At 44.8% G+C, this 26,856-nt stretch carries 28 protein-coding genes and 3 pseudogenes; 4 read left to right on the top strand and 27 right to left on the bottom strand.

The genetic code is table 11. From position 1 onward, the window contains the following. The first annotated feature begins 28 nt into the window (after nucleotides 1–28). The 4 genes from CS022_RS18995 to CS022_RS27425 all read left to right on the top strand — a co-directional run bounded on the left by CS022_RS18995 (nucleotide 29) and on the right by CS022_RS27425 (nucleotide 4,083). Nucleotides 29–439, top strand: a complete 411-nt coding sequence (locus tag CS022_RS18995; RefSeq protein WP_129123584.1) for an alpha/beta fold hydrolase — start codon at nucleotides 29–31, stop codon at nucleotides 437–439. Between the two features lie 112 nt (nucleotides 440–551). Beyond that, on the top strand, nucleotides 552–1,442 hold the full coding sequence (locus CS022_RS18990; RefSeq protein ID WP_129123583.1) for a 2OG-Fe(II) oxygenase family protein: 891 nt from the start codon (nucleotides 552–554) through the stop codon (nucleotides 1,440–1,442). A gap of 231 nt (nucleotides 1,443–1,673) precedes the next feature. Next, the gene (locus CS022_RS18985) at nucleotides 1,674–3,656 is read left to right on the top strand and encodes a PAS domain S-box protein (RefSeq protein ID WP_328590412.1); all 1,983 of its coding nucleotides are present in this window, start codon (nucleotides 1,674–1,676) and stop codon (nucleotides 3,654–3,656) included. Nucleotides 3,657–3,708: 52 nt separating this feature from the next. After that, on the top strand, nucleotides 3,709–4,083 hold the full coding sequence (locus CS022_RS27425) for a methyl-accepting chemotaxis protein (RefSeq protein WP_408057268.1): 375 nt from the start codon (nucleotides 3,709–3,711) through the stop codon (nucleotides 4,081–4,083). A gap of 63 nt (nucleotides 4,084–4,146) precedes the next feature. Here CS022_RS27425 and choV read toward each other — a convergent pair whose 3' ends face one another. From choV to CS022_RS18870, 27 genes and pseudogenes are all read right to left on the bottom strand, one after another. Then, nucleotides 4,147–5,358 (bottom strand): choline ABC transporter ATP-binding protein, encoded by a 1,212-nt coding sequence (gene choV / locus CS022_RS18980; protein WP_129123582.1) that lies wholly within the window; start codon nucleotides 5,356–5,358, stop codon nucleotides 4,147–4,149. After that, nucleotides 5,358–6,203, bottom strand: a complete 846-nt coding sequence (choW, locus tag CS022_RS18975; RefSeq protein ID WP_129123581.1) for a choline ABC transporter permease subunit — start codon at nucleotides 6,201–6,203, stop codon at nucleotides 5,358–5,360. Before choW ends, choV begins: the two co-directional genes overlap by 1 nt. Before the next feature lie 48 nt (nucleotides 6,204–6,251). After that, nucleotides 6,252–7,150 (bottom strand): annotated as a pseudogene (locus tag CS022_RS18970) (choline ABC transporter substrate-binding protein). A gap of 86 nt (nucleotides 7,151–7,236) precedes the next feature. Then, a pseudogene (betA, locus tag CS022_RS18965) lies at nucleotides 7,237–8,926 on the bottom strand (choline dehydrogenase). A 16-nt stretch (nucleotides 8,927–8,942) separates the two neighbouring features. Then, nucleotides 8,943–10,396: pseudogene (gene betB, locus CS022_RS18960) on the bottom strand (betaine-aldehyde dehydrogenase). A gap of 14 nt (nucleotides 10,397–10,410) precedes the next feature. Beyond that, nucleotides 10,411–11,010 (bottom strand): transcriptional regulator BetI, encoded by a 600-nt coding sequence (gene betI, locus CS022_RS18955; protein ID WP_129123580.1) that lies wholly within the window; start codon nucleotides 11,008–11,010, stop codon nucleotides 10,411–10,413. 297 nt (nucleotides 11,011–11,307) lie between these two features. Further along, nucleotides 11,308–12,324, bottom strand: coding sequence for a tryptophan--tRNA ligase (gene trpS, locus CS022_RS18950; protein ID WP_129123579.1), 1,017 nt, complete (start codon nucleotides 12,322–12,324; stop codon nucleotides 11,308–11,310). 191 nt (nucleotides 12,325–12,515) lie between these two features. Continuing rightward, complete coding sequence (locus tag CS022_RS18945; protein WP_129123578.1) at nucleotides 12,516–13,217, bottom strand: histidine phosphatase family protein; 702 nt, start codon at nucleotides 13,215–13,217, stop codon at nucleotides 12,516–12,518. A 15-nt stretch (nucleotides 13,218–13,232) separates the two neighbouring features. Further along, on the bottom strand, nucleotides 13,233–13,553 hold the full coding sequence (locus tag CS022_RS18940; protein ID WP_129123577.1) for a heavy metal-binding domain-containing protein: 321 nt from the start codon (nucleotides 13,551–13,553) through the stop codon (nucleotides 13,233–13,235). Between the two features lie 248 nt (nucleotides 13,554–13,801). Continuing rightward, nucleotides 13,802–14,155: a hypothetical protein gene (locus CS022_RS18935; RefSeq protein WP_129123576.1), complete on the bottom strand. Its 354-nt coding sequence runs from the start codon at nucleotides 14,153–14,155 to the stop codon at nucleotides 13,802–13,804. A gap of 41 nt (nucleotides 14,156–14,196) precedes the next feature. Continuing rightward, a complete protein-coding gene (locus tag CS022_RS26675) occupies nucleotides 14,197–14,445 on the bottom strand; it encodes a GNAT family N-acetyltransferase (protein ID WP_235869693.1) in 249 nt (82 codons plus the stop codon). A gap of 11 nt (nucleotides 14,446–14,456) precedes the next feature. Further along, nucleotides 14,457–14,651: a hypothetical protein gene (locus tag CS022_RS26670; protein WP_235869685.1), complete on the bottom strand. Its 195-nt coding sequence runs from the start codon at nucleotides 14,649–14,651 to the stop codon at nucleotides 14,457–14,459. Nucleotides 14,652–14,723: 72 nt separating this feature from the next. Beyond that, a complete protein-coding gene (locus CS022_RS18925) occupies nucleotides 14,724–15,089 on the bottom strand; it encodes a cupin domain-containing protein (protein WP_129123575.1) in 366 nt (121 codons plus the stop codon). 591 nt (nucleotides 15,090–15,680) lie between these two features. Further along, on the bottom strand, nucleotides 15,681–15,851 hold the full coding sequence (locus CS022_RS25500) for a hypothetical protein (protein ID WP_201746324.1): 171 nt from the start codon (nucleotides 15,849–15,851) through the stop codon (nucleotides 15,681–15,683). A 181-nt stretch (nucleotides 15,852–16,032) separates the two neighbouring features. Next, the gene (locus tag CS022_RS18920; RefSeq protein ID WP_129123574.1) at nucleotides 16,033–16,308 is read right to left on the bottom strand and encodes a hypothetical protein; all 276 of its coding nucleotides are present in this window, start codon (nucleotides 16,306–16,308) and stop codon (nucleotides 16,033–16,035) included. A gap of 243 nt (nucleotides 16,309–16,551) precedes the next feature. Then, nucleotides 16,552–16,692: a hypothetical protein gene (locus CS022_RS24940; RefSeq protein ID WP_161569676.1), complete on the bottom strand. Its 141-nt coding sequence runs from the start codon at nucleotides 16,690–16,692 to the stop codon at nucleotides 16,552–16,554. A gap of 492 nt (nucleotides 16,693–17,184) precedes the next feature. After that, nucleotides 17,185–17,748, bottom strand: coding sequence for a pyridoxamine 5'-phosphate oxidase family protein (locus CS022_RS18915; protein ID WP_129123573.1), 564 nt, complete (start codon nucleotides 17,746–17,748; stop codon nucleotides 17,185–17,187). Between the two features lie 657 nt (nucleotides 17,749–18,405). Continuing rightward, nucleotides 18,406–18,879 carry a hypothetical protein gene (locus tag CS022_RS18910; protein WP_129123572.1) on the bottom strand — a complete coding sequence of 158 codons (474 nt, stop codon included), beginning with the start codon at nucleotides 18,877–18,879 and terminating at the stop codon, nucleotides 18,406–18,408. 836 nt (nucleotides 18,880–19,715) lie between these two features. After that, nucleotides 19,716–20,147 carry a GFA family protein gene (locus CS022_RS18905; protein WP_129123571.1) on the bottom strand — a complete coding sequence of 144 codons (432 nt, stop codon included), beginning with the start codon at nucleotides 20,145–20,147 and terminating at the stop codon, nucleotides 19,716–19,718. A 126-nt stretch (nucleotides 20,148–20,273) separates the two neighbouring features. Then, on the bottom strand, nucleotides 20,274–20,753 hold the full coding sequence (locus CS022_RS18900; RefSeq protein ID WP_129123570.1) for an SAM-dependent methyltransferase: 480 nt from the start codon (nucleotides 20,751–20,753) through the stop codon (nucleotides 20,274–20,276). Nucleotides 20,754–21,036: 283 nt separating this feature from the next. Continuing rightward, nucleotides 21,037–21,594, bottom strand: coding sequence for a tetratricopeptide repeat protein (locus CS022_RS18895; RefSeq protein ID WP_129123569.1), 558 nt, complete (start codon nucleotides 21,592–21,594; stop codon nucleotides 21,037–21,039). A 310-nt stretch (nucleotides 21,595–21,904) separates the two neighbouring features. Beyond that, on the bottom strand, nucleotides 21,905–22,531 hold the full coding sequence (locus CS022_RS18890) for a class I SAM-dependent DNA methyltransferase (protein ID WP_129123568.1): 627 nt from the start codon (nucleotides 22,529–22,531) through the stop codon (nucleotides 21,905–21,907). A 643-nt stretch (nucleotides 22,532–23,174) separates the two neighbouring features. Then, nucleotides 23,175–23,267: a hypothetical protein gene (locus CS022_RS28225; protein WP_408057267.1), complete on the bottom strand. Its 93-nt coding sequence runs from the start codon at nucleotides 23,265–23,267 to the stop codon at nucleotides 23,175–23,177. A 350-nt stretch (nucleotides 23,268–23,617) separates the two neighbouring features. Further along, a complete protein-coding gene (locus tag CS022_RS18885; RefSeq protein WP_129123567.1) occupies nucleotides 23,618–24,145 on the bottom strand; it encodes a P-loop NTPase family protein in 528 nt (175 codons plus the stop codon). A gap of 135 nt (nucleotides 24,146–24,280) precedes the next feature. Beyond that, nucleotides 24,281–24,772, bottom strand: coding sequence for a GNAT family N-acetyltransferase (locus tag CS022_RS18880; RefSeq protein ID WP_129123566.1), 492 nt, complete (start codon nucleotides 24,770–24,772; stop codon nucleotides 24,281–24,283). A gap of 394 nt (nucleotides 24,773–25,166) precedes the next feature. Further along, nucleotides 25,167–25,823, bottom strand: a complete 657-nt coding sequence (locus CS022_RS18875) for a YdcF family protein (protein WP_129123565.1) — start codon at nucleotides 25,821–25,823, stop codon at nucleotides 25,167–25,169. 117 nt (nucleotides 25,824–25,940) lie between these two features. Continuing rightward, complete coding sequence (locus CS022_RS18870; RefSeq protein ID WP_129123564.1) at nucleotides 25,941–26,390, bottom strand: GNAT family N-acetyltransferase; 450 nt, start codon at nucleotides 26,388–26,390, stop codon at nucleotides 25,941–25,943. Nucleotides 26,391–26,856: the final 466 nt, after the last annotated feature.

Raw genomic sequence — 26,856 nt, 5'->3', positions numbered from 1 at the left:
GTCCCGTCCCCGCCGTCTCGGCGAACATATGATGGTATGGGTGAGAAAGCTGTTACTGACATATGGGAATATCAACAACGTTGCCAAGTTCATGGGTAAGAAATTGCTGCCTGGTGACGCATTACAAGGTATCAGAGAAGAAGCACAGGCGCGATGGCGAAAAATGCCTTTGCCGTATTACAGGTTGATGTTTGAACAGGCCATTAACTGGCATATCCTTACTGATTTAGCGAAAGTACAGTGCAAAGTTCATTTGGTTTCCTCGCAACATGACTACACATCGTATGAGGCTAAGAAAGTGCTCGCTTACGTTCTAAAGCTGGGAAGTGCTGAGATGCTGCCAAATTGTGGTCACTTGGTGTCGCTTAAAAAGCCAGATCTACTCAATCAGTCAACTTCTAATTGTTTGGTCAGTTTTAACGCGCAAAAATCGGAATAGCTAACAAGATGCATCATAAAATTGTGATCAATGATCTAATTCTAGGTTTGTATGAATGAACGGCGATGTTAGAATCGCGGCGAAAAGCACATAGACAAAAGTGAGTACTCTGATGAAATTGGAAGCTGTTGACTTTAACGCACCTGATGCTGCTGAGAAGTTTGTTGAATCTCTCCGTTATACAGGCTTTGGTGTTCTTAAAAACCATCCGCTTAGCATGGATCATGTTTCTTCGATTTATAAAAACTGGAACGCGTTCTTCAACACAGACGAAAAAAATAACTTCCAGTTCAATGTTGCAACCCAAGATGGCTTTTTCCCGTCAACGGTATCGGAAGTGGCTAAGGGACACACGAAGAAAGACATCAAAGAGTACTTCCACTATTACCCATGGGGCCAATGTCCTGAAAGTTTGCGTGAGGAGCTTAGCGACTACTATGTGCAAGCCAATAAACTCGCTCAGCTTTTGCTGTCATGGGTTCAGGAGCATTCTCCTGAAAATATCGCGTCTGGTTTTTCACAGCCACTGTCGACCATGATCGAAGGCAGTGAGCAAACCTTACTGCGTGTGCTGCATTATCCGCCAATGAAAGGGGATGAAGAGCCGGGTGCAATCCGTGCCGCAGCCCATGAAGATATCAACTTGCTCACCGTTTTGCCTGCGGCAAACGAGCCTGGCTTGCAGGTAAAAGGTACCGCTGATCAATGGTTGGACGTACCTTGCGACTTCGGAAACCTGATCATCAACATCGGTGATATGTTGCAAGAAGCCTCTGGCGGATACTTCCCATCGACCACTCACCGTGTGATTAATCCTGAAGGTGCGGATATGACGAAAGCGCGCATCTCATTGCCGCTGTTTTTGCACCCGAAACCAGAAGTGGTTTTGTCAGAACGTCACACTGCAGACAGCTATCTAAATGAGCGTCTACGAGACTTGGCGTTAAATAAACGTGTTGTAAAAAAGCCAACCTTTAAGGTTGGCTTTTTTAATTCTTATTAAACTAAATACTTTATTGCGTCTTTAACCGTATTTATCCCTGTATAAATATGTTGTCTGATCTTCTCTTTTTTCTCCCAAATATACACTTCAGAACGTTATACGTTATTAACGCTAATTATTTGATTTCGTTAAATAGCGAGCTATAAAATTTTGTTTGGTTATTATTTATACAAAGGTGTGTAATTTTAACTAATATTTATTTTGTACCATTGTCTATTAGTCGGGGGACATATGTCAGGCATTTGGGGTGGTTTATTGGGCCATGACGATAAGCATTACTTTGCTCAAGAAAAAGTAGAAGCGTTAAGTAAATCTCAAGCAATTATTGAGTTTAAAATGGATGGAACGATCATTGATGCCAATGAGAATTTCCTGAAGGCCATGGGTTACTCCTTATCTGAAATCAAAGGCAAGCATCACTCGATGTTTGTTGACCCTGCATATGCAAAGTCCAGCGAGTACAAAGATTTTTGGGCCTCTCTGGGACGCGGACAGTTTCAGGCATCAGAGTTTCCGAGGCTCGCTAAAGGCAACCGCCCAATATGGATACAGGCGACATATAACCCCATTCGTGACCGTAACGGCAAGCTTGCTCGCGTGGTAAAGTTCGCCACAGATATTACTGAGCAGAAGTTAAGAAATGCTGACTTTAGCGGTCAGATTGAGGCTATCCACAAGAGCCAAGCGGTCATTGAATTTGAACTCGATGGCACCATTATTACGGCCAATCCCAATTTCCTGAGCACGGTTGGCTATAGTCTCGAAGAAATACAGGGCAAACACCACTCAATGTTTGTCGAAACAAAATACAGCCAGTCGACAGAATATCAACGTTTCTGGAAAGACTTGGCGAAAGGCGAATTTATGTCCGGCGAATTTCATCGCGTTGGCAAAAATGGTAGAGAAATATGGATTCAAGCTTCTTATAATCCGATTTTTGATATGTCCGGCAAGCCATTTAAAGTGGTGAAATTTGCCAGCGACATTACTACCCAGAAATTACAAAGTGCTGATTACTCCGGCCAGATTGAGGCAATAGGAAAATCTCAGGCAGTGATTGAGTTTGAGCTGGACGGCACCATTATCTCCGCTAATGAAAACTTCCTGCATGCTGTCGGCTATGAGTTAGGTGAAATCAAAGGCAAGCATCACAGAATATTTGTTGATGCCAGCTACCGAGAAACGGCGGAGTATAAAGATTTCTGGAAACGTCTTGGCGAAGGCGAATTTCAGGCTGGAGAATACAAACGGGTGAATAAATCCGGGCAGGAAATATGGATCCAAGCGTCCTATAACCCGATTATGGATGCATCAGGTAAACCGTTTAAGGTCGTTAAGTACGCGACGGATATTACAGCCCAAACTGTTAAAAATGCGGACTACTCAGGACAGATTGAGGCAATAGGAAAATCTCAGGCTGTGATTGAGTTTGATATGGACGGCACCATTCGCCATGCCAATGAAAATTTCCTCGCGACAGTAGGGTATAGCCTCAATGAAATTGTGGGGCGTCACCATTCAATGTTTGTTGATCCGAACCATGCTAATTCCGCAGAGTACAAAGGCTTTTGGGGAAAACTGAATCGTGGGGAGTTTGAAAGTGGTGAGTTCCAGCGGTTCGGCAAAGGGGGCAGGGAAATATGGATCCAAGCCTCTTACAACCCCATCCCAGATGTCAATGGGCGTCCATTTAAAGTGGTGAAATACGCCAGTGACATTACGGCCAAGAAGTTTGCGGTGTCAATGATCAGCGACTTGTTGTTCACCCTTTCTAAAGGTGACCTGACACAGTCTATTGAACAGCCGCTCGACAAAGAATTTGAGCCAGTCAGGCAAGCGCTGAACTCCACCATTTCCCGACTTAATGAACTGGTGACGGACATCAGTGAAGTGGCTTCGTCGGTCAGCTCGGCATCGAAGGAAATCAAGACAGGAACAATTGATCTTAGCGAGCGTACAGAAGCGCAATCCGCAAGTCTTGAAGAAACCTCGGCCAGTATGCAGGAGTTAACTGCGACGGTCACCCAAAGTGCAGAGAATGCCCAGCAGGCCAACGAGCTCTCCGATTCGGCGACAGAAAAAGCAGAGCGAGGCGGAAAAGTTGTCACCGGCGCTGTCTCAGCAATGTCTGAGATAGAAGCATCGAGTAAGGAGATTTCAGATATCATAGGCGTGATTAACGAAATCGCCTTCCAGACCAACTACTTGCGTTGAACGCGGCGGTTGAGGCTGCAAGAGCCGGCGAGCAGGTAGGGGCTTTGCTGTAGTGGCAGGTGAGGTGCGTAATCTTGCTCAACGAAGTGCCAAGGCATCGGTAGAAATTAAAGAGCTTATCAATAAGAGTGTTAGCAAAATTAAAGACGGTACACATCTGGTGCGTGAATCCGGCGATAACCTGCTTGAAATCGTCGAAGCGATTAAAGAGGTGTCAACACTGATTTCTACCATCAATGGTGCAACCAAAGAGCAGACGCAGGGGATTGCGGAAATCAATAAAGCCATCTCAGAGATGGACGACATGACGCAGCAAAACTCAGGCTTAGCGGAAGAAACTACTGCATCGAGCGAGAACTTGGCGTCAGAATCAGAAAATCTGTTGGAGCTTGTTGAGTTCTTCACTACCAAAGCGAAAGCGGGCTGATTCTCTGTCTCACATAAAAAAAGCGCGGGTTCAGATACCCGCGCTTTTTCGTTTCTCAGTTATCTAAGCGACCTCTTTGGTCACTTTCGCCGTTTTAATAGCTGGTTGCTCGGGAAGATTACCGAGCAAAGCATCGTAGAGTTGCTCGTCGCCAAGCACGCCAATGAGTGTCCCTTGTTCTTGCAACACTAACGGATATTGGCTTTGCTTTTTCAGCCTTATCGCATCTCGCATGCTGATATCTCCCGGAACAACAATTAGGGTGCTGTTATCCGCAAATTGCGTATCAAGCTCTTCCATACTCAGCGTTTTGGTCGCAATAGCGTTGGGCTTTGCGACTTCAAAGCCTGTTTTCGTATGCTCCAGCCAGACGCCTTCACAGACCTGCCAACTATCAAGGCTGGTGGTCAGTGACGCTCTCGGCTTCATTAAGCTCTTGCCTCGAAGTACATTCAGCGGGTTAGTGTGTGCTACGAAGTCTTTCACATACTGTGAATTAGGATTTAGCACGATATCTTCTGGTTTGCCGTGTTGGATCAGTTTGCCAGACTCCATGATCGCAATGTTATTGCCGATCTTCAGGGCTTCATCGAGATCGTGGCTGACAAAGACAATGGTTTTATTGAGTGTCTTTTGCAGCGTCAGCAGCTCGTCTTGTAGCTGGGCCCTGATCAGCGGATCGAGCGCCGAAAATGGCTCATCCATCAGCAATATGTCGGTATCCATGGCGAACGCACGGGCAAGACCAACCCGCTGCTGCATGCCGCCAGACAGCTCGTGTGGATACTTGTTTTGCCATTCAGCAAGGCCAACCATTTCCAGCTGCTCACAGGCTTTGGTCCGGCGCGCTTTTTTACTCATTCCTTTTATGTCGAGACCAAACGCGACATTGTCGATGACGGTTAGCCAAGGCATCAGAGCAAATTTCTGGAAGACCATGGAGGTGCGGTGAGTCCGAAGGTCTCTCAATGTATTGTCACTGCAGCTTGCAACGTCAACAGAACGGTCACCGTCCTTGATGAGCAGTTCGCCGCGACTAACAGTATTCAGGCCGTTTATTGCACGCAGTAAACTGGACTTGCCTGAGCCTGACAGCCCCATCAGAACGCATATCTCACCTTGAGCTACATCCAGTGAGACATTATCGACCCCCACAACCTGCTGCGTTTCATCAATAATCTGCTGTCGGGTCTTTCCCTGATCCAGCAAGGCCAGCGCTTTCTCTGGTTTGTCGCCAAACACGACGTCGAGGTTTTTGATTGAAATAGCCTTCATCACTCAACTCCACGACGGCGTGGTGCCGTAAACAGGCGGTCAAAAATAATAGCCACCAATACAATGGCAAGGCCTGCTTCAAAGCCTTGAGAAATGTTCACTGTATTCAGAGCACGTACAACGGGTTTGCCCAGACCGTCAGCCCCAACCAACGCAGCGATGACGACCATCGAGAGTGACAGCATGATGCATTGCGTTACGCCTGCCATGATGCTCGGCAGCGCAGCAGGCAGCTCTACTTTGAACAACAGTTGACGGCGACTGGCACCGAAGGCTTTTCCTGCTTCCAGCAGTTCTTCAGGGACTTTGGTGATCCCAAGGTGCGTCAGCCGGATTGGTGCGGCAATCGCAAAAATGATGGTGGAAATCAGGCCCGGTACAATGCCCAGCCCAAACAGTACCAGCGTTGGGATCAAATACACGAAGGTCGGTACCGTCTGCATCAAATCCAAAATCGGTCTCATGGCGGTGTATAACCATGGTCGGTGTGCGGCCATGATCCCAAGTGGGACACCGATGAGCACGGAGATAAAGGTTGCAGCAAGAACCAGTACGAAGGTCTCCAGCATTTCTTGCCAGTAACCGAGGTTCAATATGGTCAGTAGCGCCAGCACAATGAAGGCAACCAGCGGGATACTGCGGTGCAGAAACCACGCCAGTGAGGCAGTCAGAAGAATAGGGACTGCAGGGTGAAGCCACTGAAAGCCGTCGATAAGAGAAAGAACAAGGGTTTCAAGCACCAGAGAAATGGTGTCAAAAAAGCCCGCAGCATTGATGGTCAGCCAGTCGACGCCTGACTCCATCCATTCACCCAGAGGGATTTTATTGTCCGTAATGAAATTCACACTACCGCCTTAGTGTTAAAAGGTGGGCATCGCCCACCTTGATATTGATTAGGCTTTCACCTGTTTAAGGTAAGAGGCCACAACCTCACTACCTGGTTTGCCATCTTTTGAAGTGACGTTGTTGAGCCATTTTGAAACAGACTCAGGGTTGGCTTTCAGCCATTGTTGTGCCGCTTTCTCCGGTTTCACATTCTGGTTCAGGATCTGCTCCATCAGGGCATTTTCCATTTCCAGCGTAAATGTCAGGTTCTTCAGCAGGCCGCCAACATTTTTACATTCTGACAGGTAGTTACTGCGCACATTGGTGTAGACGTTAGCGCCGCCATAGTTAGGACCAAAGTAGTAGTCTCCTCCCGCCAGGTATGCCATATCGACATTGCTGTTCATTGGGTGCGGTGCCCAGCCAAGGTAGACAATCCATTGGTTGCGGCGAACGGCGCGGGTCACTTGTGACAGCATGCCAGCTTCACTTGATTCAACGACGTTGAAATCTTCAAGGCCAAATGCGTTAGCTCGATCATCGATTGGATCAGGCGGTTACCGTCATTGCCCGGCTCAATACCGTAAATACGGCCTTTGAATTTGTCAGCGTGTTTGGCGATGTCGGCAAAGCTTTTCACGCCTGCATCGTATACGTACTGAGGTACGGCCAGCGTGTACTTAGCACCTTCGAGGTTCGCGCCGACGGTTTCTACCGTACCCGCTTCGCGGTATTTGGCGATGTCGCCTTCCATGGTTGGCATCCAGTTGCCGAGGAATACATCAATGTCACCATTAGCCATTGAGGAGTATGTGACGGGTACAGAAAGTAATTCTGTTTTTGTTTTGTATCCCAGCCCTTTCAGAATTTCTGATGTGACGGCTGTGGTGGCAGTGATATCTGTCCAGCCAACATCGGCGAAACGTACGGTGTCACACTGACCAGCATAAACGCTGCCTGAGGCCATTAAGCTTGCTGCGATCAGCGTTTTTGAGAAAGTTTTCATCATCATTCCTTGTCGTTTGTAGACGTTCTTGTCTTCATAAGTGAGTGTCAGGTTTTAGGACGTTTGGCGACCCCTGTTCGTTGAGTGGCTTGCCAGTCTTCCGCTATCCATACCGGGGCATCAGCCGCTGCTAATAGGGGATTGCCCAAATCATGTCTGCCGCCCTTTCCGCCACCATGATGGTGGGCGCATTTAAGTTGCCGTTGGGAATGGTTGGAAAGATCGAGGAATCAACCACACGCAGTTTATCGATACCACGGACTCGGCACTGATTGTCGACGACAGCCATCTCGTCGTCGTCAGCCCCCATTTTGCAGGTACAAGATGGGTGGTAGGCACTTTCCACATTCTGTTTGACCCACTCGTCAATCGCGTCGTCGCTGGTAACGTTTTGACCGGGCTGAATCTCTTCTCCGCGATAATTGTCCATGGCTGGCTGCGCGAGAATTTCCCGTGTAAGGCGAATACAATCACGCCAGTCTTGGCGGTCTTGTTCGGTCGAGATGTAGTTAAAATGAATGCTTGGGTTGTCTTTCGGATTGGGGGACGTAATCGCAACGCTGCCGCGACTTTGCGGTTTATTTGGTCCCACATGCACCTGAAAACCGTGCCCGTCGAACGCGGCCTGTCCGTCATAGCGCATCGCGGCGGGTAAAAAGTGATACTGAATGTTTGGCCACTTGAGGCCTTTACGAGAGCGAATAAAGGCACACGACTCAAAGTGATTGGTGGCACCCAGCCTTTGCGGGTGAGGATCCACTCTGCACCAATCAGCCCTTTGCTGACTAAGTCCAATTTGCCATTCAAAGTGATGGGCTGGTGGCAATGGTACTGAAAATACACTTCGAGATGGTCCTGAAGGTTTTCGCCAACACCCGGTAAGTGGTGTTTGACCTCCACACCGGCTTTTTTCAGTAGGCTCTCAGGACCGATCCCTGAGTGCTGCAGCAGTTGCACCGAGCCGATAGAGCCTGCGCTGGAGATCACCTCACGATTGGCATGTGCCGTTTTAACCTTACCTTTTTGTTCAAACTGTATGCCAACAGCCGTCTTGCCATCGAGCAATACTTTATGCGCCTGAACATGTTTGAGTACGGTCAGGTTGTCACGTTTTTTCGCTCTTTTCAGGTAAGCATTAGACGTTGATGCCCTGACACCGCCGTCAACGGTCATGTGCATGGTGCCAAAGCCTTCCTGTTGATAGGCATTGTAATCAGCGGTTTTCGGGTAACCCGCGTCCTCTCCGGCATCAATAAATGCCTGATAGAGCGGGTTAAGTTCCATATTATTGCCAGCACAGGTGCCAAGCGGGCCGTTACCACCACGGTATTCTGTCTCGCCGCCCATCCAGCTTTCTGCGCGTTTGAAATAGGGCAGACAATGCTGGTAGTCCCAGCCGTCTGCGCCGTGCTCTTGCCATTCATCAAAGTCGCAAGCATGGCCTCTGACATAAACCATACCGTTGATGGATGAGCTGCCGCCCAGCACCTTTCCGCGAGGGCAATGCAGTTGGCGTCCATCAAGACCTTCTTCGCTGTCGGTTTCAAACTGCCAGGCATACTTCTCAGTGTTCATCGGGTATGAGAGTGCCGTTGGCATCTGGATAAAGATGCTTTTGTCTGAACCGCCTGCCTCGAGAAGCAACACCGAATACTCGCCAGATGCTGTCAATCTGTCTGCAAGCACACAGCCAGCAGAGCCTGCGCCAACGATGATGTAATCGTAGCTATTTTCCATCATGTGTCTCCGTGACTTAGGCGTAGGGACTGTCGTAATCGCCAAGCTCTATCAATACACTCTTGGTTTGCGTGTAGTGATGTAGCGTTTCAGGGCCATTTTCACGGCCAATGCCGGATTGCTTATAGCCACCGACAGGCATCTGTGCTGGCGAATCACCCCAGGTGTTAACCCAGCAAATACCTGCCTCTAACTGATGGATCACGCGGTGGGCCCGCTGAAGGTTCTGGGTGAACAGCCCCGCAGCCAGCCCATAGTGGGTATTGTTTGCTCGAGCAATCACTTCGTCTTCATTGCTGAAAGGCAAGACAGACATGACTGGTCCGAAAATCTCGTGCTGCACATGGGCCATGCTCTCATCACAATCGGCAAACACGGTTGGAATGACGAAATTACCTGCTTCAAGTCCGTTTTCAGTGACTTGATAGCCACCCGTCAGTAGCCTCGCGCCGCTTTGCTTAGCAGTTTCAATAGCGTCGAGCACTTTCGCCAGATGCTTTTTCGAGATCAGTGCGCCAATCTGGGTATCCATATCCATCGGGTCACCCACGACCAGTTTTTCAGTGCGGTTTTTCAGACGAGAGAGGAACTCTTCATAGATGTTGTCATGCACATAGACGCGCGTACCGTGAGTACACACTTCGCCTTGGGTATAGAAGTTGGCAACCATCGCTGCCGAGACAGCATCATCAAGTTTGGCATCATCAAAAATCAGCATGGCTGATTTTCCGCCCAGCTCCATGGTGACTGGTTTGAGGGTTTCAGCGCTTGCCGCCATCACCGCTTTACCTGTTCCTGTCTCGCCAGTAAACGAGACTTTGGCGATAGCAGGGTGACGGGTCAGCATCTCGCCGACTCGACGGTCGCCCTGAACAACATTGAAGACGCCATCAGGTAAGCCTGCTTCCGTGAATATTTCTGCAAGCTTCAGTGTGGTGAGCGGTGTTTCTTCTGAAGGTTTGAACACCATGCGTTGCCAGCGGCAAGGGCAGGTGCAGATTTCCACATCGCAATCTGAATGGGGTAGTTCCATGCGCCGATACCAGCACAAACACCCAGCGGTTCGCGACGGGTATAGAAAAACTGATTCTCGCTCAGTGGCTGTTGCTCACCCTGAAGGCCCGGGGCGAGGCCTGCAAAGTATTCGATAACATCTGCACCTGTCTCGATATCAACGTACAGCGCTTCTTGTATCGGCTTGCCAGTATCTTGCACTTCCAATTCAGCCAGCTCTTTGTTTCGAACTCTAAGTATTTCGACTGCTTTGAGCAAAATACGGCTGCGCTCAGTGGCTGTCATGGCCGACCAGATTTTGAAACCTTGCTGCGCAGATTCAATCGCCTGCTCGACATCTGAACGTGCGGCGTGTTCAAGTTTCGCAAGGACATGTCCGGTTGCCGGATTGTATGTTTCGAGTGTTTCGCCAGACGTTGCTGGGACCGATTTACCGTGTATATAAAGTGAATTCATGTGTTGAGTCTTCTTTAATGCGTATGAGGGGTCAGACTGAGCTGCATGTTCAGGTAATCGTTAATGATGCGTTTGGCTGTATCGAGGTCTATCCCTGATGGGTTTAAAGTTCCCCGAAGCCAGATGCCGTCAATCAATGCGGCAACGCCGAGTGCCGCAAGTTCCGCGTTATTCTGAGGCAACAGTGCTTTAAGCTCACGTTTCAGGTGAGATAACAGGCGTTTTTCGTTCACATGTTGCAGGCGTTTAAGTTCAGGGTTGTGCATGGAAAAAGCCCAGAATGCGAGCCACGTTTTTGCGACCTTGTTGTCAGTTTGGTAGCCGTCAAAATTACCCGAGACAATGGCGTTAATGCGTTCCCGATGTGCGTCTTTCGGTAATTTTCTCAGTCTATCGCTCACACTCTTAGATAACTGTCGAAGAACCTCCCGCATTGTCTCTTCGAGCAGGCCGTCTTTTCCGCCAAAGTAGTGATTAATAATGCCTGTTGATACGCCTGCCTCTTTGCTGATCAGAGAGATACTTGCGCCGTGCAAACCGACACGATCAATCACTGCCATTGTTGCTCGGACAAGTTGGGGCTTTCTGATGTCTGGCATTCCTACTTTTGGCATATCAGGTACTTTCTTTTTTAATTGAACGTTCGATTAATAATAAATTTGCCTGATTTTTGTTTTGAGTTCAAATTAATTGTTTCTAAAGTGAGACGGATTGTTAAGGCAGGTGTTACATATAAAACAAGGATTTCACAGAGTTAGCTGCATTTGGCGTAAAAACCAAATGAATAAAAAAGAAGATATTGAATGTATGAAAAGTTGGCTAATACGAAAAGGTTCTAGGCAAAAGAGTGACTGATTACATCGATATAGAAGAGAGTGGATAACGGAAGATTACCCACTCAGCTGCCGCTTTCAAAACTCAAAGTGACTCAAGCCAAAGCCTGCTTTTACTCTTCTCAGTACTGTTTGGCTGTTTTCTCTGGCCTGTAAGGTACCCTCTCTCAATATGGTCATTAGCTGGGCTTTATCAGAGAGGTACGCTTCTCTCTTTTCCCTGATTGGGGTCAGGAGTTCTTGCAGGCATTCCTCTAGAATTTGCTTTGTCGTACCATCACCCAACCCACCTCGTTGATAATGTGTTTTCAATTGTTCCACCACGGCCTTGTCGGGATGAAATGCATCGAGATAGGTGAAAACAACATTGCCTTCGACGGTGCCAGGATCGTCGACTTTCAAATGGTTTGGATCGGTATACATCGATTTGACCGCACTGCGAATTTCTTTAGGGCTGGCGCCTAGCGTGATGGCATTCCCCATCGATTTTGACATCTTACCTTTCCCACATGTTGCGGGAAGTCTGGGAGTTTGAGTAAGTAAAGGCTTACATTCAATGAGAACCTCATTCTGGCATATCGTATTCACGCGCCGCACTATCTCATTAGTTTGCTCCAGCATGGGTAACTGGTCGTCACCGACAGGCACCAGAGTCGCATCAAAAGCGGTTATATCTGCCGCTTGGCTAATCGGATAACACAGGAAGCCAGCAGGCACAGAGCGGCCAAATGCTTTACTGGCAATTTCCGATTTTACGGTGGGGTTGCGTTCTAAGCGAGACACTGTCACCAGGTTGGCGTAAAACTGGCTCAACTCTGTCAGCGCGGGTAAGCCAGATTGCAGGCAAATAGTGGTTTTATCCGGGTCAATGCCGACGGCCAGATAATCAGCAACAACACCGAGGACATTGTCGGCGACCCTTTGCGGTGTGTTTCCGTTGTCGGTTAACCCCTGCATGTCTGCAACCAGAATGGATTGCTGGTGGGTATGCTGCAATTCAACGCGCTGTTTGAGCGAGCCCACATAGTGACCGAGGTGCAGAGGGCCAGTTGCTCTGTCGCCAGTGAGGATAATTTCTTGTGAGGTTGTTTTCATTGCCTGTCTCCGTTGTGTGTTGCCGCCAGAGACAGGGAAAGAATACGTATTGTTCGTTCATCTGCTGCCTGCTGGCGGCGGATGAAATAGAAAGTGTCCGCGCCGCCTGATTAAGAGGCACGCCACCAAATAGAAGTGTTTGAAATTACTTGAATTAAATCATTCATAGTTGTTGAAAGTAACAGTAAGTCTCAGTGAGTGCAATGAGAAATAAGTGGGAAAATAGCGATAACAGAGGTTAGCTTGGTAATCTGCCTTTTAAACGGCAGTTCGATGCTCAGGTATACCCAATGACAGCCTGATAAATAGAATGTATCAGGTGTGTATGTCGTCTCTTTGCCGTCTCGCAGGACAATCACTTCATTGTTATTTTGCGACAGTGCCATAGTGCGCTCGCTGTCCAACCCCAGATACGCTGCCCTTATTGCGCGTCCTATCATTTGATGTGACACAGCAACTGTGACGTGTTCGGGTGACAGTGCCTCAAGCCAAGCTTTGGCTCGTTCGGACATCATTGAATAGCCCTCACCACCGGGTATGGCATAGTTCCACTTATCAGCGACTCTATCGCTCCATTCTTGAGGCCACTGCGCTTTGACATCGTCAAAGGTGAGCCCTTCCCAATGTCCGTAAGAGTATTCTTTTAACAGCGGTTCAATGGTCATATCCGACACAGACGGTAAGGAGGCTTCGATGATCTTTGCAGTATCAAGCGCTCGGCCAAGTGGGCTTGAAAACATAACCGCTTCTTGTCTATCGACCAGTTTACTGACCAGCGTTGAGACATTATGGGCTTGCGCGATACCCAGCTCGGTTAACGGCGAATTCTTTGACCCCTGTAAGCGCTTCACTTTATTCCACTCGGTTTGGCCGTGTCTTGCTAAGATTATCACCGTATCTTCCCTTCGCTACTTGAGGACAACTGCTGTGCCACTGGCACTGACTACAAGCATTGAACCTTCACTGCCTATTGTCTGGTAGTCTAAATCAACGCCTACAATCGCATTGCCACCGCGTTTGATGGCATGTGCCTCCATCTCTGCCATTGCCAATGATCGGGCTGTAGACATTTCTTTTTCATAGGTTTCGGAGCGGCCTCCGACGATGTCAGTGATTGAACCAAGAATGTCTTTGAAAACATTCACGCCGATAATCGTTTCACCGACGACAATACCGCAATACTCCACGATGTTTTTACCTTCGACTGTATGTGTTGTCGTTACTATCATTGAGTTTCCTTGATCTCTTCATGTGCTGAACGTCGGCGTTTGAAGACGAAAGAATGGCATTACTTTGATATTCAATTTCCAACGCAAATATCCTGCTGAAACAATACCAAAGCTCTGGCTCAAAGAGCCTTCAATTGTTGTGATACTGACTGGAAAACCTGACAAGCAGAAATGGGAGATATAATGTTGCTCGTTGGAGGAATGACCATTGCTGCCGGGGAGCTTCCCGGCAGGCGATAATGTTGAAGCTAAATGAAGTAAAGAGCCAGGCAGGTGATAAAGGCGGGGAAACCTGAAATAAATAACACCATGCCTAGTTGAAAATTCATTTTGGCATGTGCTTGCCGATCTTTTGCAACGTTATGACCTTCAACCATGCTGTCAGCTTTTTCGGTAAATATTTTATTTGTGCTGGTGGGTTTGCTGACACCATTGCCGCTTTGCCACATCAGCTTCGCTAGAATCCAGATAATAATGGTAACGAGAAATAAAAAGTCACTTAATCTTGTCGTCGCGAAGAAGGGGACATACTGCGACAACACAAAAACAACAATAGCTGCAATAGCGTTGATGATGATAACTTTCTTTAGTAGGTCTAACACAGACTCTCCAATCTACGTTTAATGTTAAATTCAATCGGTAATCAAAGCACGATTTTAGCCAAGGTATCACCGCCGTCATTCTTGCCGTATTCAATAAAGCCAAGTGTCTTGTAGAGGCTTCTCGCAACATTATTCCTATCGCAATAGACGATATGTATGGCTTTGGGGTTTTGAGCCTTTATTTCATCAATAAGTAATTCCATGAGTTTTCGTCCGTAGCCCTTACTTTGATGAGACTTATCAATCATCACTCTCGGGATGTAATATTCATCCGGCTTTTGTTCTGTCATCCAAAAAGCGTTCACCCACTCGGTGTACATGGCAAAGCAACAATCTCTCCCTCCACTATGGCAGCGCGTGTTTGGTAGTCTGGATTCACTGCTGACTCTGCCATTGATTTTGCATTTGGAGCAACAAAAGTCTTTTGTTCGTCGTGTAAGCTTAGGTTTATGACATCATAAACAGTTTGTTTGGTTACTTTTTCTAATTTCATCATCTTCTATTCTTTGTGTTTTTAGATAGGCCAACAAAGCCAAACTTCGATACCTAATCATTTTTTAAAACGCACTTATATCCAAACGTCATTCTGGGCTTTCAGGGAACTTTCGGCGTCACCCGTGTTTACAACGCCTCGTGGTTCTACAATCATCACTTTGCATTCACTGGCGGCGACAGGTTTGTGCTCTATACCTTTTGGGATGACAAACATCTCACCTGACTCTAGCGTCACTTTTCCATCTCGAAATTCGATATCTAAAACGCCTTCAATAACGATAAAAACTTCATCGGTGTCGGGATGATCATGCCAGACAAACTCACCTTCCACTTTTACCAGTTTGAACTGGTAATCATTCATTTCAGCAACGACTTTTGGAGACCAATGCTCAGTGAATTTACTGAGTTTTTCTTTAAAATTGATTGGCGTGTAGAGCATGTTAATTCCTCACGTTCGTATGCTAATAGCGCTTAACCGCGGTGATTGAATAGATGTGCCAATGTTTTCCAGTACCCGTAGAGGTCTTGCCCGCTTCATCATGTTCATGAAAAGTCACCATCTTGAAGTCAGAAAAAATGTGTGAATCTCACTCTTGTTGATAGGGACAGCAGGAATTTTAAAACTCTTTCCAAGTAGCTGCATTTTCTTCCATATTCTTTGGGTTTTCCTATAGTCAGGAGTGTTCAGATATATCATTGGGCAATGAATATTCTTACTTATTCACCATATCAAACATAGGATGTGATTTAAGCAGTATTCATGAGGTATTAGTCGAGAAATACTTTAATGGTGTTACTTGAGTAAAGCCTTACATTTTCTGGAGGATGACTGAAATATATTAGGGAATTTGAAAGATCATTACGTCTTTATAAATGGCCGTGATTAAGATTTACTCATGGATATTACGCCATATTTCCATTGTGAGTAAAAGCGCAACCTTTTAATCAAAAAATAATACCAGGCTGAGTCGTTTTGGAGATGAACGTATTGCGATCTCTGCCAGTCAAAAATATTGTTTGAGGATAAGAGTCAAGAGCTTGGCTTCTCCTCTTTTTTTGAGAATAAACCGACCCAAAACGCCATTTCAAAGACTATTGCCAGAACAATAAAACCGGTAAGACCAGTAAAGCTACCATAGAAGTACGAAACCATCGCCACTATGAGGGCTGCCAAAATCAGCCATTTTTTGAATCTTTTCACCTCTGCCTCCTTTTGAGTGATGTGAAAATATCGCGCGTACTTTCAACAATTATAGTGAACGTAAACTTCTATCATTCGCGACCAGAATGGCGGCATAAGGTTGATATAGGGCACTTATGATAGCGACTTTCAGCGGTGCTCTAATGTGACTCGTAAATCTTTGCTTTGACTATCACAAAGATTACGCATCCTCCCTTGTGTTGTCTTCAGGATCGCCACTTTCATCCTCCTCCTTGACTTGCTCCTGTCTTATTCTTTCTAACTTGCTAATTTCCTGCGGAGGTATGGGGAAAAGGGATAGAACAGGAAATACCGTTAAGAAAACAAACGCACCCTTGGGCATCCTTTTACCCCATACAACCAGTCGGTACATCCCTCGTACGATGTAAAAAGCGATAGGAATCAATACCAGAAGCAGCCCAATATGCCGAAGGATAATATGATCGAGTAAGTCCACGTAACCCACCTCCTAGTTTAAGGTGAAGTGGGGGTTTCTCTTTTAAAAATCGAGCGATTATGAACATTTCAATCTCAACGGAAAGAGAGTCTATCAATGAGGTTCTGGTTTTAGCACTACGGAGAAGAAGACAATCGTCCCTTATCAACTGAATGTTTGTTGATGACATTTAGATATGCACAAAAAGGTGATGATTTATATCTAAACTGTGAAACCCCGTCTATTGCTTGTGATCATGAACGACTATAGCTTACCAATCGCAGAACCTATGTTGATACCAAACTTTACTAGAAAACAAAGCAAAACTATGTAGCCAATAATAAATAGCGCTTTCTTTTCTTCATGCTTACTGGCTTCCCACTTTTCTTTGAGCTTGTCTATCATGCATTCCACCGTATCTTTCTATCTGAATGTTTGCTTTTGGGTTGTAATGTTACGACCATTAACAATGGTGAAATAGACCATGAAGGAAATAGCCAATCTGATTTCCCGCATTGAAATACACTAAGGTTGAGAGGGCTACTATCGACATTACAGAACTGGCTACAAACTTCTTTATTTTCTTCGTGGTATTTGTATTTTTCATTAACCCATCCATCTCTGACTTACTTTATTACTGTTTACCTTATATCGAAGGTGAAGTAGCGGGGGTGAATATATGACGTTCGGTGGATTAGCATGATTGGCGGCAGTAAAAAAGGGCTAACTGAATAGACATCACCTGGCAACACGCGAAAGATAATGCAGAGGTAGCCTTGTGTTCAGAAAAAAAGGGGTGACACAAGGCAATACGATAGTTGTTGTGGCTTTGCGGTGTCCGCTATATGCCTGACCGTAATGTGGACTTTATGAATTCGCTGGCTGAGATGATTTCAATTACTCTTCCAGCAAGCCAGACCTCGTCGCGATTTCAGTCTCAAAGCCATCGATGCTTTTTTGATTCTTTTTGAGCCAATACTTTTCAATACCCTCGGCCCCTTGTTTCTCAGACCAACGAGCTAAGTCATCTCGGTCACCCTCAAATGAAAAGTAAGGGACTGACATCCCGCAAGAGGACTGAACCAAGTCAACATCCAAGATAAAGATTTGTCTCGCTGCAACACTTTTTGGAAACAGCGGCGCATATTGACTCCAGCAGTCATCTTTGGGATGTAAGACTGTCGCTCTACCATACGCTCGAAGGATTAGCGGTGCCCCTTCAAATGCGCAGAACATGATCGTCATTCTTGGATTTTGAAGAACATGTGAAGCAGATTCATTGCCACTGCCCGTCAGATTCAACCACGCGATTTGTTTAGAATTAATGACCCTCAAAGAGTCGCCACCTTTGGGCGATAAATTCACACTGCCACTTTCAGCAGCTGTAGCCACAAAGTATATTTTTTGCTTTTCGATAAACTCGACATGTTTATCTGACAATTCTGAAAATTGCTTTCCCATAGCGATTAACCTCCGATAAAAGCCGACACATTTCGATAAGCCCTGCGGCGTATGTAGTGAATGAAGGCACTTCAAATACTCAGCTTTCTTAGGCCGGAAGTTGTTACTGTATCACTATATAAGCTTATGTAAATAAACAAGATTTTATTTATATTTCACTCATTAAAACCCCTTCCTTCTCGTACACCTATTCATACCTTCAACCTATGTGATGAGAAAGACGAAGACGCAGATGATCAGCTAAAAGTTGTGTATCTACGAAGCCGAGATGTCTGGGTTAGATTTTGATCGCTGGCCTTATGTGGAAAGTAAGCGTAAGTCCTTTCTTTATGAAGAGCCTTAGCTTTGCAGAAAGTAAGAATTTGAAAAGCAGAAGGTAAGGGAGGCGCAGAAGTTTATGGGGGGCTGAGGAAATCAGGTTGACAAATATTGAGTACACATTACATTTTCTGATGTCTGAGACAGTCTGATTGAAGGCGGTATTGTGATAGTAACGAATTTTCGTTAGCGTATTGAATAAAGAAGCTTGGATGAAAGATATAGGCTTGGTTATAAATAAGATTTAAAAGGCCAGTTTGGTGGCCTTCTTATTATCGAATATATGTGAAAACATCAAAAATACAAATTCAATGTAACTTGTTTTTGTTTATAATAATCCTATATATTTTCACCATCGATAAGGCATAAATTTTCATCATTGATGGCTTTTTTAAGCTCATCTGTACTTCGCAAAAAGAGCTCACTAACATTTGGCACAGCAATTCTAGCAGTATGCTTTAGTTCAAGCGCATTGACACTGCCACTAGGAAATGAAACATTAAGTTCCTTTTCAATAGCAAACAGCCCCATGCCGTTAGGCTCAATATTAAATTGGCCACCATCAACAATATGTCTTACGACACAGTTACTTACAGTTGGTAGTTCCTCTTTACCAATGTCAATAGTCGTCATTAAACCTTTATGATCTGAATTTAATCTTCTGTATATGTAAATGACAGCCTTGTCGCTTACAGGTTTAAAGTTAAGTAACTCATTATACTCATCAGTCCCTTTTTGAACCGTAGGTATCGAAGTGCAACCACCTAATAAAAGTAGTGATGCAATAGCTGATATTGATAGGATTGTTTTCATTTTATACCTTATCATTACTAAAATGAATTTTATAATATAGTTGGAATAAAATAATTCGTGTTACGTCATCATGCTAATTGAAGGGCTCTGTTTGGGATTATCTGCACGATATTAATTTACATCTTTTCATATCAAGCTAAAATTTTTGATACAAATGTAGCCGAAAGTATACCTACTCTTACTTCCCCTCAATCGTGCCACAGGGAATCGGGATAATTGGTATTCAGTAGGTAAAGCAGATATCGGGATAGATGGCGAACTGAAGGTAGAAGGCCAATCATACAGAATTACCGCACGCTAGTTCATTAGGTTAAAAACTGTTGGCTACGATCGCGTGAGGTGTAAATATATAAAATTTTAACTCCTACCTAATTACCTTTCGGCTAATCAAGGAATGTATCTATTATCGTGTAACTTACCGCTGTATGAAATAACTTCCTAGCTGGTTTTAGAGCTCACATATAATGATGTGCAACTTTTAGTTTCTATATATCCGTACGTATTCAATGAAGAAGCCGCTAAATAAGTTGACTCCTAATCGTTTTTTCCGGTTAAAGGCGAGCCATGTTAGGTAAAAAACGTTGTTTCCCAATCATGATTTGAGCTGAGTCTTAACCAATGACTGCCTGTAAGCCACTTAAAGTCAGTGTTTTATTAAAACAGCTACTGCTATGCCGCCACTTCCAGTTGATTTGCGGCATATTGATCACTGACAAATACAAATATAGATTAACTTTTTTTTACTTGAAATGTCACACTACCGCAATTGCATTATCCATGAATTGGCGCTGTCATTATTTCATCCATTTAACCTTTGAAGGAATCTATCACCGCATTCAGCGGCTTGTCCTCTGCAGTGCTTTGTTTAGTACATTAATGTCAGGCATTTCTTTAAACTGTGTTCCAACGTCACAAATGATATCCCAACTGGCTTTAGAGTTGACAAAAAGATGAGCGGCTATCTGGTTATCTTTGGAATCATTAAGTAACCCTGCAGGAATCCAATACTGTCTTCTGTTGTCCATCAGATGAAGTACATTACTCCCACATTTGCTGCAGAAGTCTGAGCGATATCCTGAATCTGTTCTGTACGAATTTATGATTGGTTCACCTTTAATCCATGCAAATTGTTCTTTATTGAGAAAGGTGGCCGTGTCTGATGAGGAGCCTGACAGTTTTCTACATAACGAGCAATGACATTGATAGAGGTGTGGAAGGTGACCACTAATACTAAATTCAACATCTCCGCATAAGCATTTACCATTCATGGTCACAAATTTTCCTAAAACTCAACGTTGCAATAGCGGACGTAATACTAGCCCAAGCTTATTCAAAAAAGTTAATCACAGTGTTCCTGTGAAAACTATGCCAATGGTAAACCGTAACTCGTTAACTCATTGGTCAGTACTTTCACCCCAATACCCGGACATTATCTCTTTCGACCACTCGGGTTGAGCAACGGTGCCTCTTGGAAGAAACTCAGCCATCACAGGCTTGATATCAATAACGGGTGTGTTATCAATGGCATCGAGACCTTGAACATAGATTTTATTTTTATCCACCCCGACGACTCTGCAGATAGTGACGCCTAAACGATTTGGTCTGTTTTTTCCGCGTTGAGCGAATATCCCGACCTTTGGCCATTCTGAATTATTTCTCGGGTGTCGAGAGCCGACATTTATATTTGATTTATCGACCTTATTGAAAAAGAAGATAACCTCTATGTGAGAGAATTCACTGAGTCCAGAGAGTGCATCGCTTTCATAGTGGCTATCCAGCTCGATATAACTCGTTTCCTGATCCCAATCATCGTCAACCGCTTCAACTCGCGTTGATTTCACATAACCTATTGGAGCTATGGTGATGTTTCCCATTTAAAACCCTCATCTTATGTAAGGTGGTCACAGTGTAATGAACACCGAAGTAACAAATAGATTAATGGGTCGGATTTGCGAGTACCTACACGAACTGGCCAGAAGCCGACGGGTGCTTATCCAGACCGAAGGAAGGTAGGCCAGCGACTCACGGGAAATATGAGCTTAATGTCGAATATTTTCAGCACTACCCGTGGCTATTTAAGTGAGGAGGTGCAAACAATAAATTGACAAATAAACTATTAAGCCTATTTATCAATTTACTCTAGTGGACGTTACATTTCTAATTAGCAGAGAGCTCTTTTTCTATTTTACTTTTAAGGCCAATAAATTGTTCTTGAGTAAAATATCTTGGTGAAGAAAACTCACAACAAAACAATACCGACTCACCATTTGATTCAGTAATAACCTTGTTCACCAACTCAAGAGATTTACTTAAATCTTTTTCTACTCCTGCACCCTCAAAATAAAGCTGTGCGAGGTTAAATTTAGCAATGAGAGCGTCACTGTTTTGGTTAAAAAACCCTGTTTTCCCCGTCGCTCCGGCAATCTGACCATTAGCCCAATCACCAGTCGCTGTTTGCGCTGCCGCTTTTTGGTACCAGCTTGAGGCGATTTTTTCGTCTTTATCGACGCCCCAGCCATTTGCATAAAAAATACCTAAACGAAGCTGAGCCCAAGGTTGGCCTTGTTCAGCGTAGATCTTTGCGGTATCGAATGCTTGTTGATAATTTCCAGAAGTCCAACCAAGATCAGTCGTTCTCTCTCCAGTGTTGGGGTTAGGTCCTGCGCATGCGAAAAGGAAAGCGGACAGAAATACTATTATAGGTTTTGAATACACGCTGAACTCCGTGGTTTACGTTATGAGTTGGAATAATCGGCCTTTATCCGGCTTGAACTGCATAAGCTGCCATCTAGGCCTACAACATTCGAAGGAAAAGTACCGTCAATGGAAAGCATAGTGTGCTGATACAAGAACAGCACACTCAGAAGTTGGAAATGAGTTTGATGCTTTAAGCTCGTTAAACTTTGATGATGATTAAATAACCCAAATTTCCGCTCTGGATCATCAAATTGATCATGCTTATTCGCTCTCGTAATCCCCGAATAGTTCACGGATGTCTATTTCAATGGCTGTTTCAGCGCTTAAATTAGATTTTGCGCGCTTCAATCATTATGTAGTGACATTCATAACCCCTACCGGATACGTACCCACACAGAGACTCTAATGACACAAGCTTAAGTCCTGAATTTTGAACCATATTTTGTACTTCAGATTCGGTATATGCAGTATGTACGACACTTCCGCTATACGTATTTCTTGGTAGCTTTTCATTACTCGGGTCATGTAGCTGGAATGACATAAAACAACGTCCTCCTTCTTTCAACACCAGATTGATTTCTTTCAGCATTTGTTCTGGTTTTGATAAAAACTCGCTGAAGCCAAGTGCGGTGACAGCATCATATTTATTAGTAATTAATGGCTGTATAGGCTCATCGAGGTTATGAACATACAGTTGTTCATACACACCTCTTTTACTGGCAAGCTCTACCATTTCAGAAGAAATATCCAGTCCAACAATTCTTGCCTCGGGGACAACGTTAGAAATAACCGCACCAATAGGGCCTGTTGCACAGCCCAAGTCCAAGAACTCCCTATATGCGTGGATATTTGACTGTAATTTCTGTTCAATCCAATGGGGGCCGATATACTTAGAGTCTGAAATTAACTCTTCATACCTACCAGACACCTCGTCATACATCTCTGCTACGTTCATTCATTACCTCCGTGTAATTTTTATGGGCATACCTAGCCTGCAGTGACGCACGTGTTATGCGCCTTGTTGGGCGGTGTTAAGAGAGGGCATGGCACAAAGTGTTCCTTCGGGTGCAGCACCAGATATAGTTTTTTGGCCATAAGATGTGTCTTTTGGTTTTTCTATGACGTCATATCCAAGAGACATAGCTTTCTCGTGTGCTATATGCACATTGTCGACGACAAATGCTAGGTCATTAGAATTGCAAACGCTTTTGATGTTGGCTGGAACCACATTATGTCCTTCCAGCAAAGGGGTATTAAAGCCTACTGATATCCATGTTTGAGACCTAACACCCAAGTCCAGAGGCCTACCAATCGCTAACTCATATGGGAATATTGAAACGCCTAGTTCTGTGAGATGGGTCGTGTAGAAATCTAACCTGTATATTGAGTTAGCATTATTACATTCCCTTCTGCATCTGCTAACTGCGAAAGAATAATTGGCTCACCTTCACGTTGTTCTGGTGATTGTATGGGTTTTCCACCATTTTTAATTGCTTTGTTAAAAGCTTCGTGAACATCAGTAAATTGAAGTGATAAACCCGTTGGGTTATTTGAGCCATCATGCCCACCGTGTAGGGCAATAGTTGAATTATTGAAACTTAGCTCAGACCAATAAGGCTTTGATTTAATACATCAAACCCGAGGTCCGAATAGAATTTGATCGCTCTTTCCATATCGCTTGCTAGCAGCATGTATTTAACAACAGTTAAACTCATCCTCAAATCCTTTTAAAAATAACAGCTGAATAAACCATATAGCATCCAATATAAAACTTACGTTCTGCCCAATATACTTAATGGACTAAATTTGCGACCCTCTACACGCCACTAGTTCTTTGGCCTTCAAGCAAGCTCGCTGCTGTTCGGATGAAACGGGCTGATGTTTTTTAGTTTTTGGGATGATTGAATCTGAAAAGCAGAAGGCGAGTGAGATGAAGCAGCTTACGGTTACGCTTGTGCAGGGAGAGGAGGTAATTAGGCTGGTAAATATCGAACGGGATAGATACTTCCGGCAGCTGGCAGAAATATTGATTAAGGCCGGATTAGTCCAGCCGTGCAATGGGGGAAGTCGTTTGTATGGCTTTTGTATGCTTTAACTCGCTAAGAAACCTTTCCAATTCACTTTTACTTTTTATAACAACACCATCTCCAGACTGAACACTTTTTTCAATAGCAGGGTTTGCCAACTTGGGAAAGTTCCAGATAATTTTAAGCAGCGTAGGTAATATTTTTATCTCAGGACAACTATCAGGTAAGCCAGGTCTGGACTTAAACAAGTATGGCGCGTTTCGCTTCAAACACCGAATTAAGCATTTGCTTCGAGGAACATCGAGAAACACAATAAAATCCGCTTCCTCTCGAATAATGGAAGATACGCCTTCAATAACCCAGGCGTCCTTTTGGGCTAATTCCTTTTCTTTCGCTGCACGTTCGTCTTTAGGTGTTATTTCCCAACCTTCTTTCCAAACAATTGAGTCTAAACCGAACACAGGCAAATCAAGCATGCTTCCAATTTCCGCTGCCAAGGTTGTTTTTCCTGAACCTGCATTTCCTGTTACATGAATCTTCATAATATCCTTATCGAGAATAACGTTTAGAATAAGGCGAGACTTCCGTAGAGAACCTAGCGCCGATACCTGAACCCGAAATCGGGTTATATTCCTCTTTCGATCTCAAGGCGTCGGCTGAGTGCCTTTGCTTTGTAATTACTTGTCGCCGGAGAATTCAAATTCGAGTTCCTCGATCTCTTTGCCACGGGCGTTGGCAAAACCTCGAGTCTCCTCGGTAATCCCAAAACCACATTTCTCAAGAACTCGAATGGATGCCAGATTATCTTTGGCTGTGCGAGCTCGCATCGGGCGGTGGGTATCGACAGTCTTAAGAAATAAGGTCAGAGCATCAGTGGCAACTCCTTGACCCCAGTATTGCCTGCCAATCCAGTATGTAACCTCTGGTCTGCCTGATTCCTCATAACTAAGCACGCTCCCAAGTACAGCTTTGCCTCGTACTATACTTCGAGTGATCACGTTTGGATTTGCCAAAATCTTCTCCCAGTGTGCCAGAAACATATCGCGATCAGATGGGTTCTCAGATGTAAACGCTGCCATATGAACGGCTTCAGGATCGGACTCGAATTCGAAGAATGTGGGAAGATCAGATTCCGCCACTTCACGCAATTCTATTAATTCGTCAACCATATTTACTCACAGAACAGTGTAATAAAAGCCAAAGTATCCAATATAAAAGCTACGCCTTGCCCAATATACTAAACGGGTTAAATTTGCGACCCTCTACACGCGGTGAATTTTCTGCGCTGTTGCCAGGCACATCCCTGTTCGGTTGAAAGGGGGATGAGCCTGAGATTCGTGGAAAGTGTGAGTCTGAAAAGCAGAAGGCGAGGAAGGCGAAGCAGTTTATGGTTGCGTTGCTTGCGGGGTGCGGAGGTGATCAGGCTGGTGAATATCGAGCGGGGCAAATACTTCCGGTGCTGGCCAGTATCGAGATAAGTGGCGAACGGCCGGCAGAAAACTGATTGAGGCCGGATTAACCCGGCCTTATGTGGGGCAGCTGTTGAATAGTTTTGTTAAATGTTTACACCTGCAACTTAGCGTAATCAATGAGCCTTCCACTATTAATACTCGCTTCGGTCAAGTGCCCGTAACTTCCGTATTTTAGTATTTTCAAAAACTCGCCAATTACGAGCTTATAACTGAGTTCACTCTTAAGCCAATTATGTCGGCTAATCGGAGCTTCATCCGGGTGCTGCTTGGCTTCAAAAGTAAAAGGCGTGATACGAACACTGCCACCCAGTTGTTTATCTATTGTTCTACACTGTCTTCCAGCAGAATAGCTTCTACACACAACCGCAATGTTTCTCATATTACTGAGGTCATACGCTGCCTCCGAAAACACGACGTTTTCATAACTGTTTGAAGAGTTTACCTCACACAAAATATTATCAGCTGGGACGCCGAGTTCAACGAGTTTATGCTTGATGCCGACGGATTCGGGGATGTCACCAAGATCCCAAGCAAAGTGTTTTCTTCCATTAGGACTTAACCCGCCAGCTATTAAGATACGTTCAGCGATACCATCGCTGTACGCCTGATACGCCGCTTCCCATATACCTGGATTAGTTCCCCCGAAAACAAAAATCAGGTCGGCCTGCTCCTTTTGTGTCTGGTCGTCTCCAAACACAAGGCATGTGATTTCATTGATATCTTCTTTAGACAGTTCGCTTAAAATCATTATTGGTACTCGATCATTTCTTAGAGCGTGACGCCCTAATAATTGGCAAAAACTTATTTACTAAAATATTGAGGAACGTAAACAGCAAATTATTTTTTGTACTTATTCATTAACTTGTTAGGAAAAATGTAACTCCATGATTGTTTCATCGAATTCATCTTGCTCTACAACTTTAAAGCTGAATTGTTCAAAGAACTTTTTCATGATGTCGTGGCCTTCTACGTAGCAGATAGATACTGAATTAAAATCTTTCAATTGCTTGATTTCTTCAAGCACTAGCTTCACTGCTTCTGAGCCATATCCCTTACCTTGCAAGCTAACATCAACTAACAACTGGTCTATGAATATTTCATTTGGCTTTTCATTATCATAATTTGGGTAGTATTGAATAAAGCCGACTGGTTTATCACCAAGGTAAATGCCGCGATTAACATAATAATCATAAAACTTAGATGCCGCGATTGCTTCGGCTGGGAGAGCAACAAACTTTTCTTGTTCCTTTGTTATTTCAAGGTCAATCATATCGACCCAATTGTCTTTCGTAATATCTTGTAAGTTAATTTCCAACGGCTACTTCCTTAGGTGACACGATGAATGCTTAACAGAGCAATAAGCACCAAAGTGTCCAATATAATTCCTACGATTTCTCCAATGTAATTCAAGGATGAAATTTGCGACCCTCTATACGCCTTTAATCATCAAGCCTTTGGGCAAGCGTGTTTCTATTCGGGTGAACGGGGGGGATGCGACTGAGATTCTTGGGGAGTGCGAATATGAAGGGCAAAAGGCGAGGGAGGCGAAGTAGTTTACCGTTGCCTTGCTGCGGAGTGCGGAGGTAATCAGGCCGACGAATATCGAGCGGGGCAAATACCTCCGGCTACTGACTGATGTAGAGATAGATGTTGAACTGCTGGGAGAAAGCTGATGAAGGCCGGATTAGACCGGCCTTATGATGGTGGTAAGCGGTTGGATGATGTTTGTAGTGGTCAACTCATTCCGGACAGTAAATTAGGCCGATTTTCAGCCTTCGCAG

The sequence above is a fragment of the Veronia nyctiphanis genome, from assembly GCF_004116385.1.
GTDB lineage: Bacteria > Pseudomonadota > Gammaproteobacteria > Enterobacterales > Vibrionaceae > Veronia > Veronia nyctiphanis.
Note: the sequence above shows the minus strand (reverse complement) of the source record. Positions and strands in the feature narration are given on the sequence as shown.

Bases quoted from the DNA above. Each gene is read 5' to 3' on its own strand.
- CS022_RS18925 (WP_129123575.1), bottom strand. From the start codon at position 15,089: ATGCTCTACACGCCAATCAATTTTAAAGAAAAACTCAGTAAATTCACT.
- CS022_RS18880 (WP_129123566.1), bottom strand. From the start codon at position 24,772: ATGGTTGACGAATTAATAGAATTGCGTGAAGTGGCGGAATCTGATCTT.
- CS022_RS18885 (WP_129123567.1), bottom strand. From the start codon at position 24,145: ATGAAGATTCATGTAACAGGAAATGCAGGTTCAGGAAAAACAACCTTG.
- CS022_RS18910 (WP_129123572.1), bottom strand. From the start codon at position 18,879: ATGAAAACAATCCTATCAATATCAGCTATTGCATCACTACTTTTATTA.
- betI (WP_129123580.1), bottom strand. From the start codon at position 11,010: ATGCCAAAAGTAGGAATGCCAGACATCAGAAAGCCCCAACTTGTCCGA.
- CS022_RS18890 (WP_129123568.1), bottom strand. From the start codon at position 22,531: ATGAACGTAGCAGAGATGTATGACGAGGTGTCTGGTAGGTATGAAGAG.
- trpS (WP_129123579.1), bottom strand. From the start codon at position 12,324: ATGAAAACAACCTCACAAGAAATTATCCTCACTGGCGACAGAGCAACT.
- CS022_RS18940 (WP_129123577.1), bottom strand. From the start codon at position 13,553: ATGATAGTAACGACAACACATACAGTCGAAGGTAAAAACATCGTGGAG.
- CS022_RS18915 (WP_129123573.1), bottom strand. From the start codon at position 17,748: ATGGGAAAGCAATTTTCAGAATTGTCAGATAAACATGTCGAGTTTATC.
- CS022_RS18995 (WP_129123584.1), top strand. From the start codon at position 29: ATGATGGTATGGGTGAGAAAGCTGTTACTGACATATGGGAATATCAAC.
- CS022_RS18985 (WP_328590412.1), top strand. From the start codon at position 1,674: ATGTCAGGCATTTGGGGTGGTTTATTGGGCCATGACGATAAGCATTAC.
- CS022_RS18900 (WP_129123570.1), bottom strand. From the start codon at position 20,753: ATGGGAAACATCACCATAGCTCCAATAGGTTATGTGAAATCAACGCGA.
- CS022_RS26670 (WP_235869685.1), bottom strand. From the start codon at position 14,651: ATGATGAAATTAGAAAAAGTAACCAAACAAACTGTTTATGATGTCATA.
- CS022_RS18875 (WP_129123565.1), bottom strand. From the start codon at position 25,823: ATGATTTTAAGCGAACTGTCTAAAGAAGATATCAATGAAATCACATGC.
- CS022_RS24940 (WP_161569676.1), bottom strand. From the start codon at position 16,692: ATGATAGACAAGCTCAAAGAAAAGTGGGAAGCCAGTAAGCATGAAGAA.
- choV (WP_129123582.1), bottom strand. From the start codon at position 5,358: ATGAAGGCTATTTCAATCAAAAACCTCGACGTCGTGTTTGGCGACAAA.
- CS022_RS28225 (WP_408057267.1), bottom strand. From the start codon at position 23,267: ATGCTGCTAGCAAGCGATATGGAAAGAGCGATCAAATTCTATTCGGAC.
- CS022_RS26675 (WP_235869693.1), bottom strand. From the start codon at position 14,445: ATGACAGAACAAAAGCCGGATGAATATTACATCCCGAGAGTGATGATT.
- CS022_RS18990 (WP_129123583.1), top strand. From the start codon at position 552: ATGAAATTGGAAGCTGTTGACTTTAACGCACCTGATGCTGCTGAGAAG.
- CS022_RS18905 (WP_129123571.1), bottom strand. From the start codon at position 20,147: ATGAATGGTAAATGCTTATGCGGAGATGTTGAATTTAGTATTAGTGGT.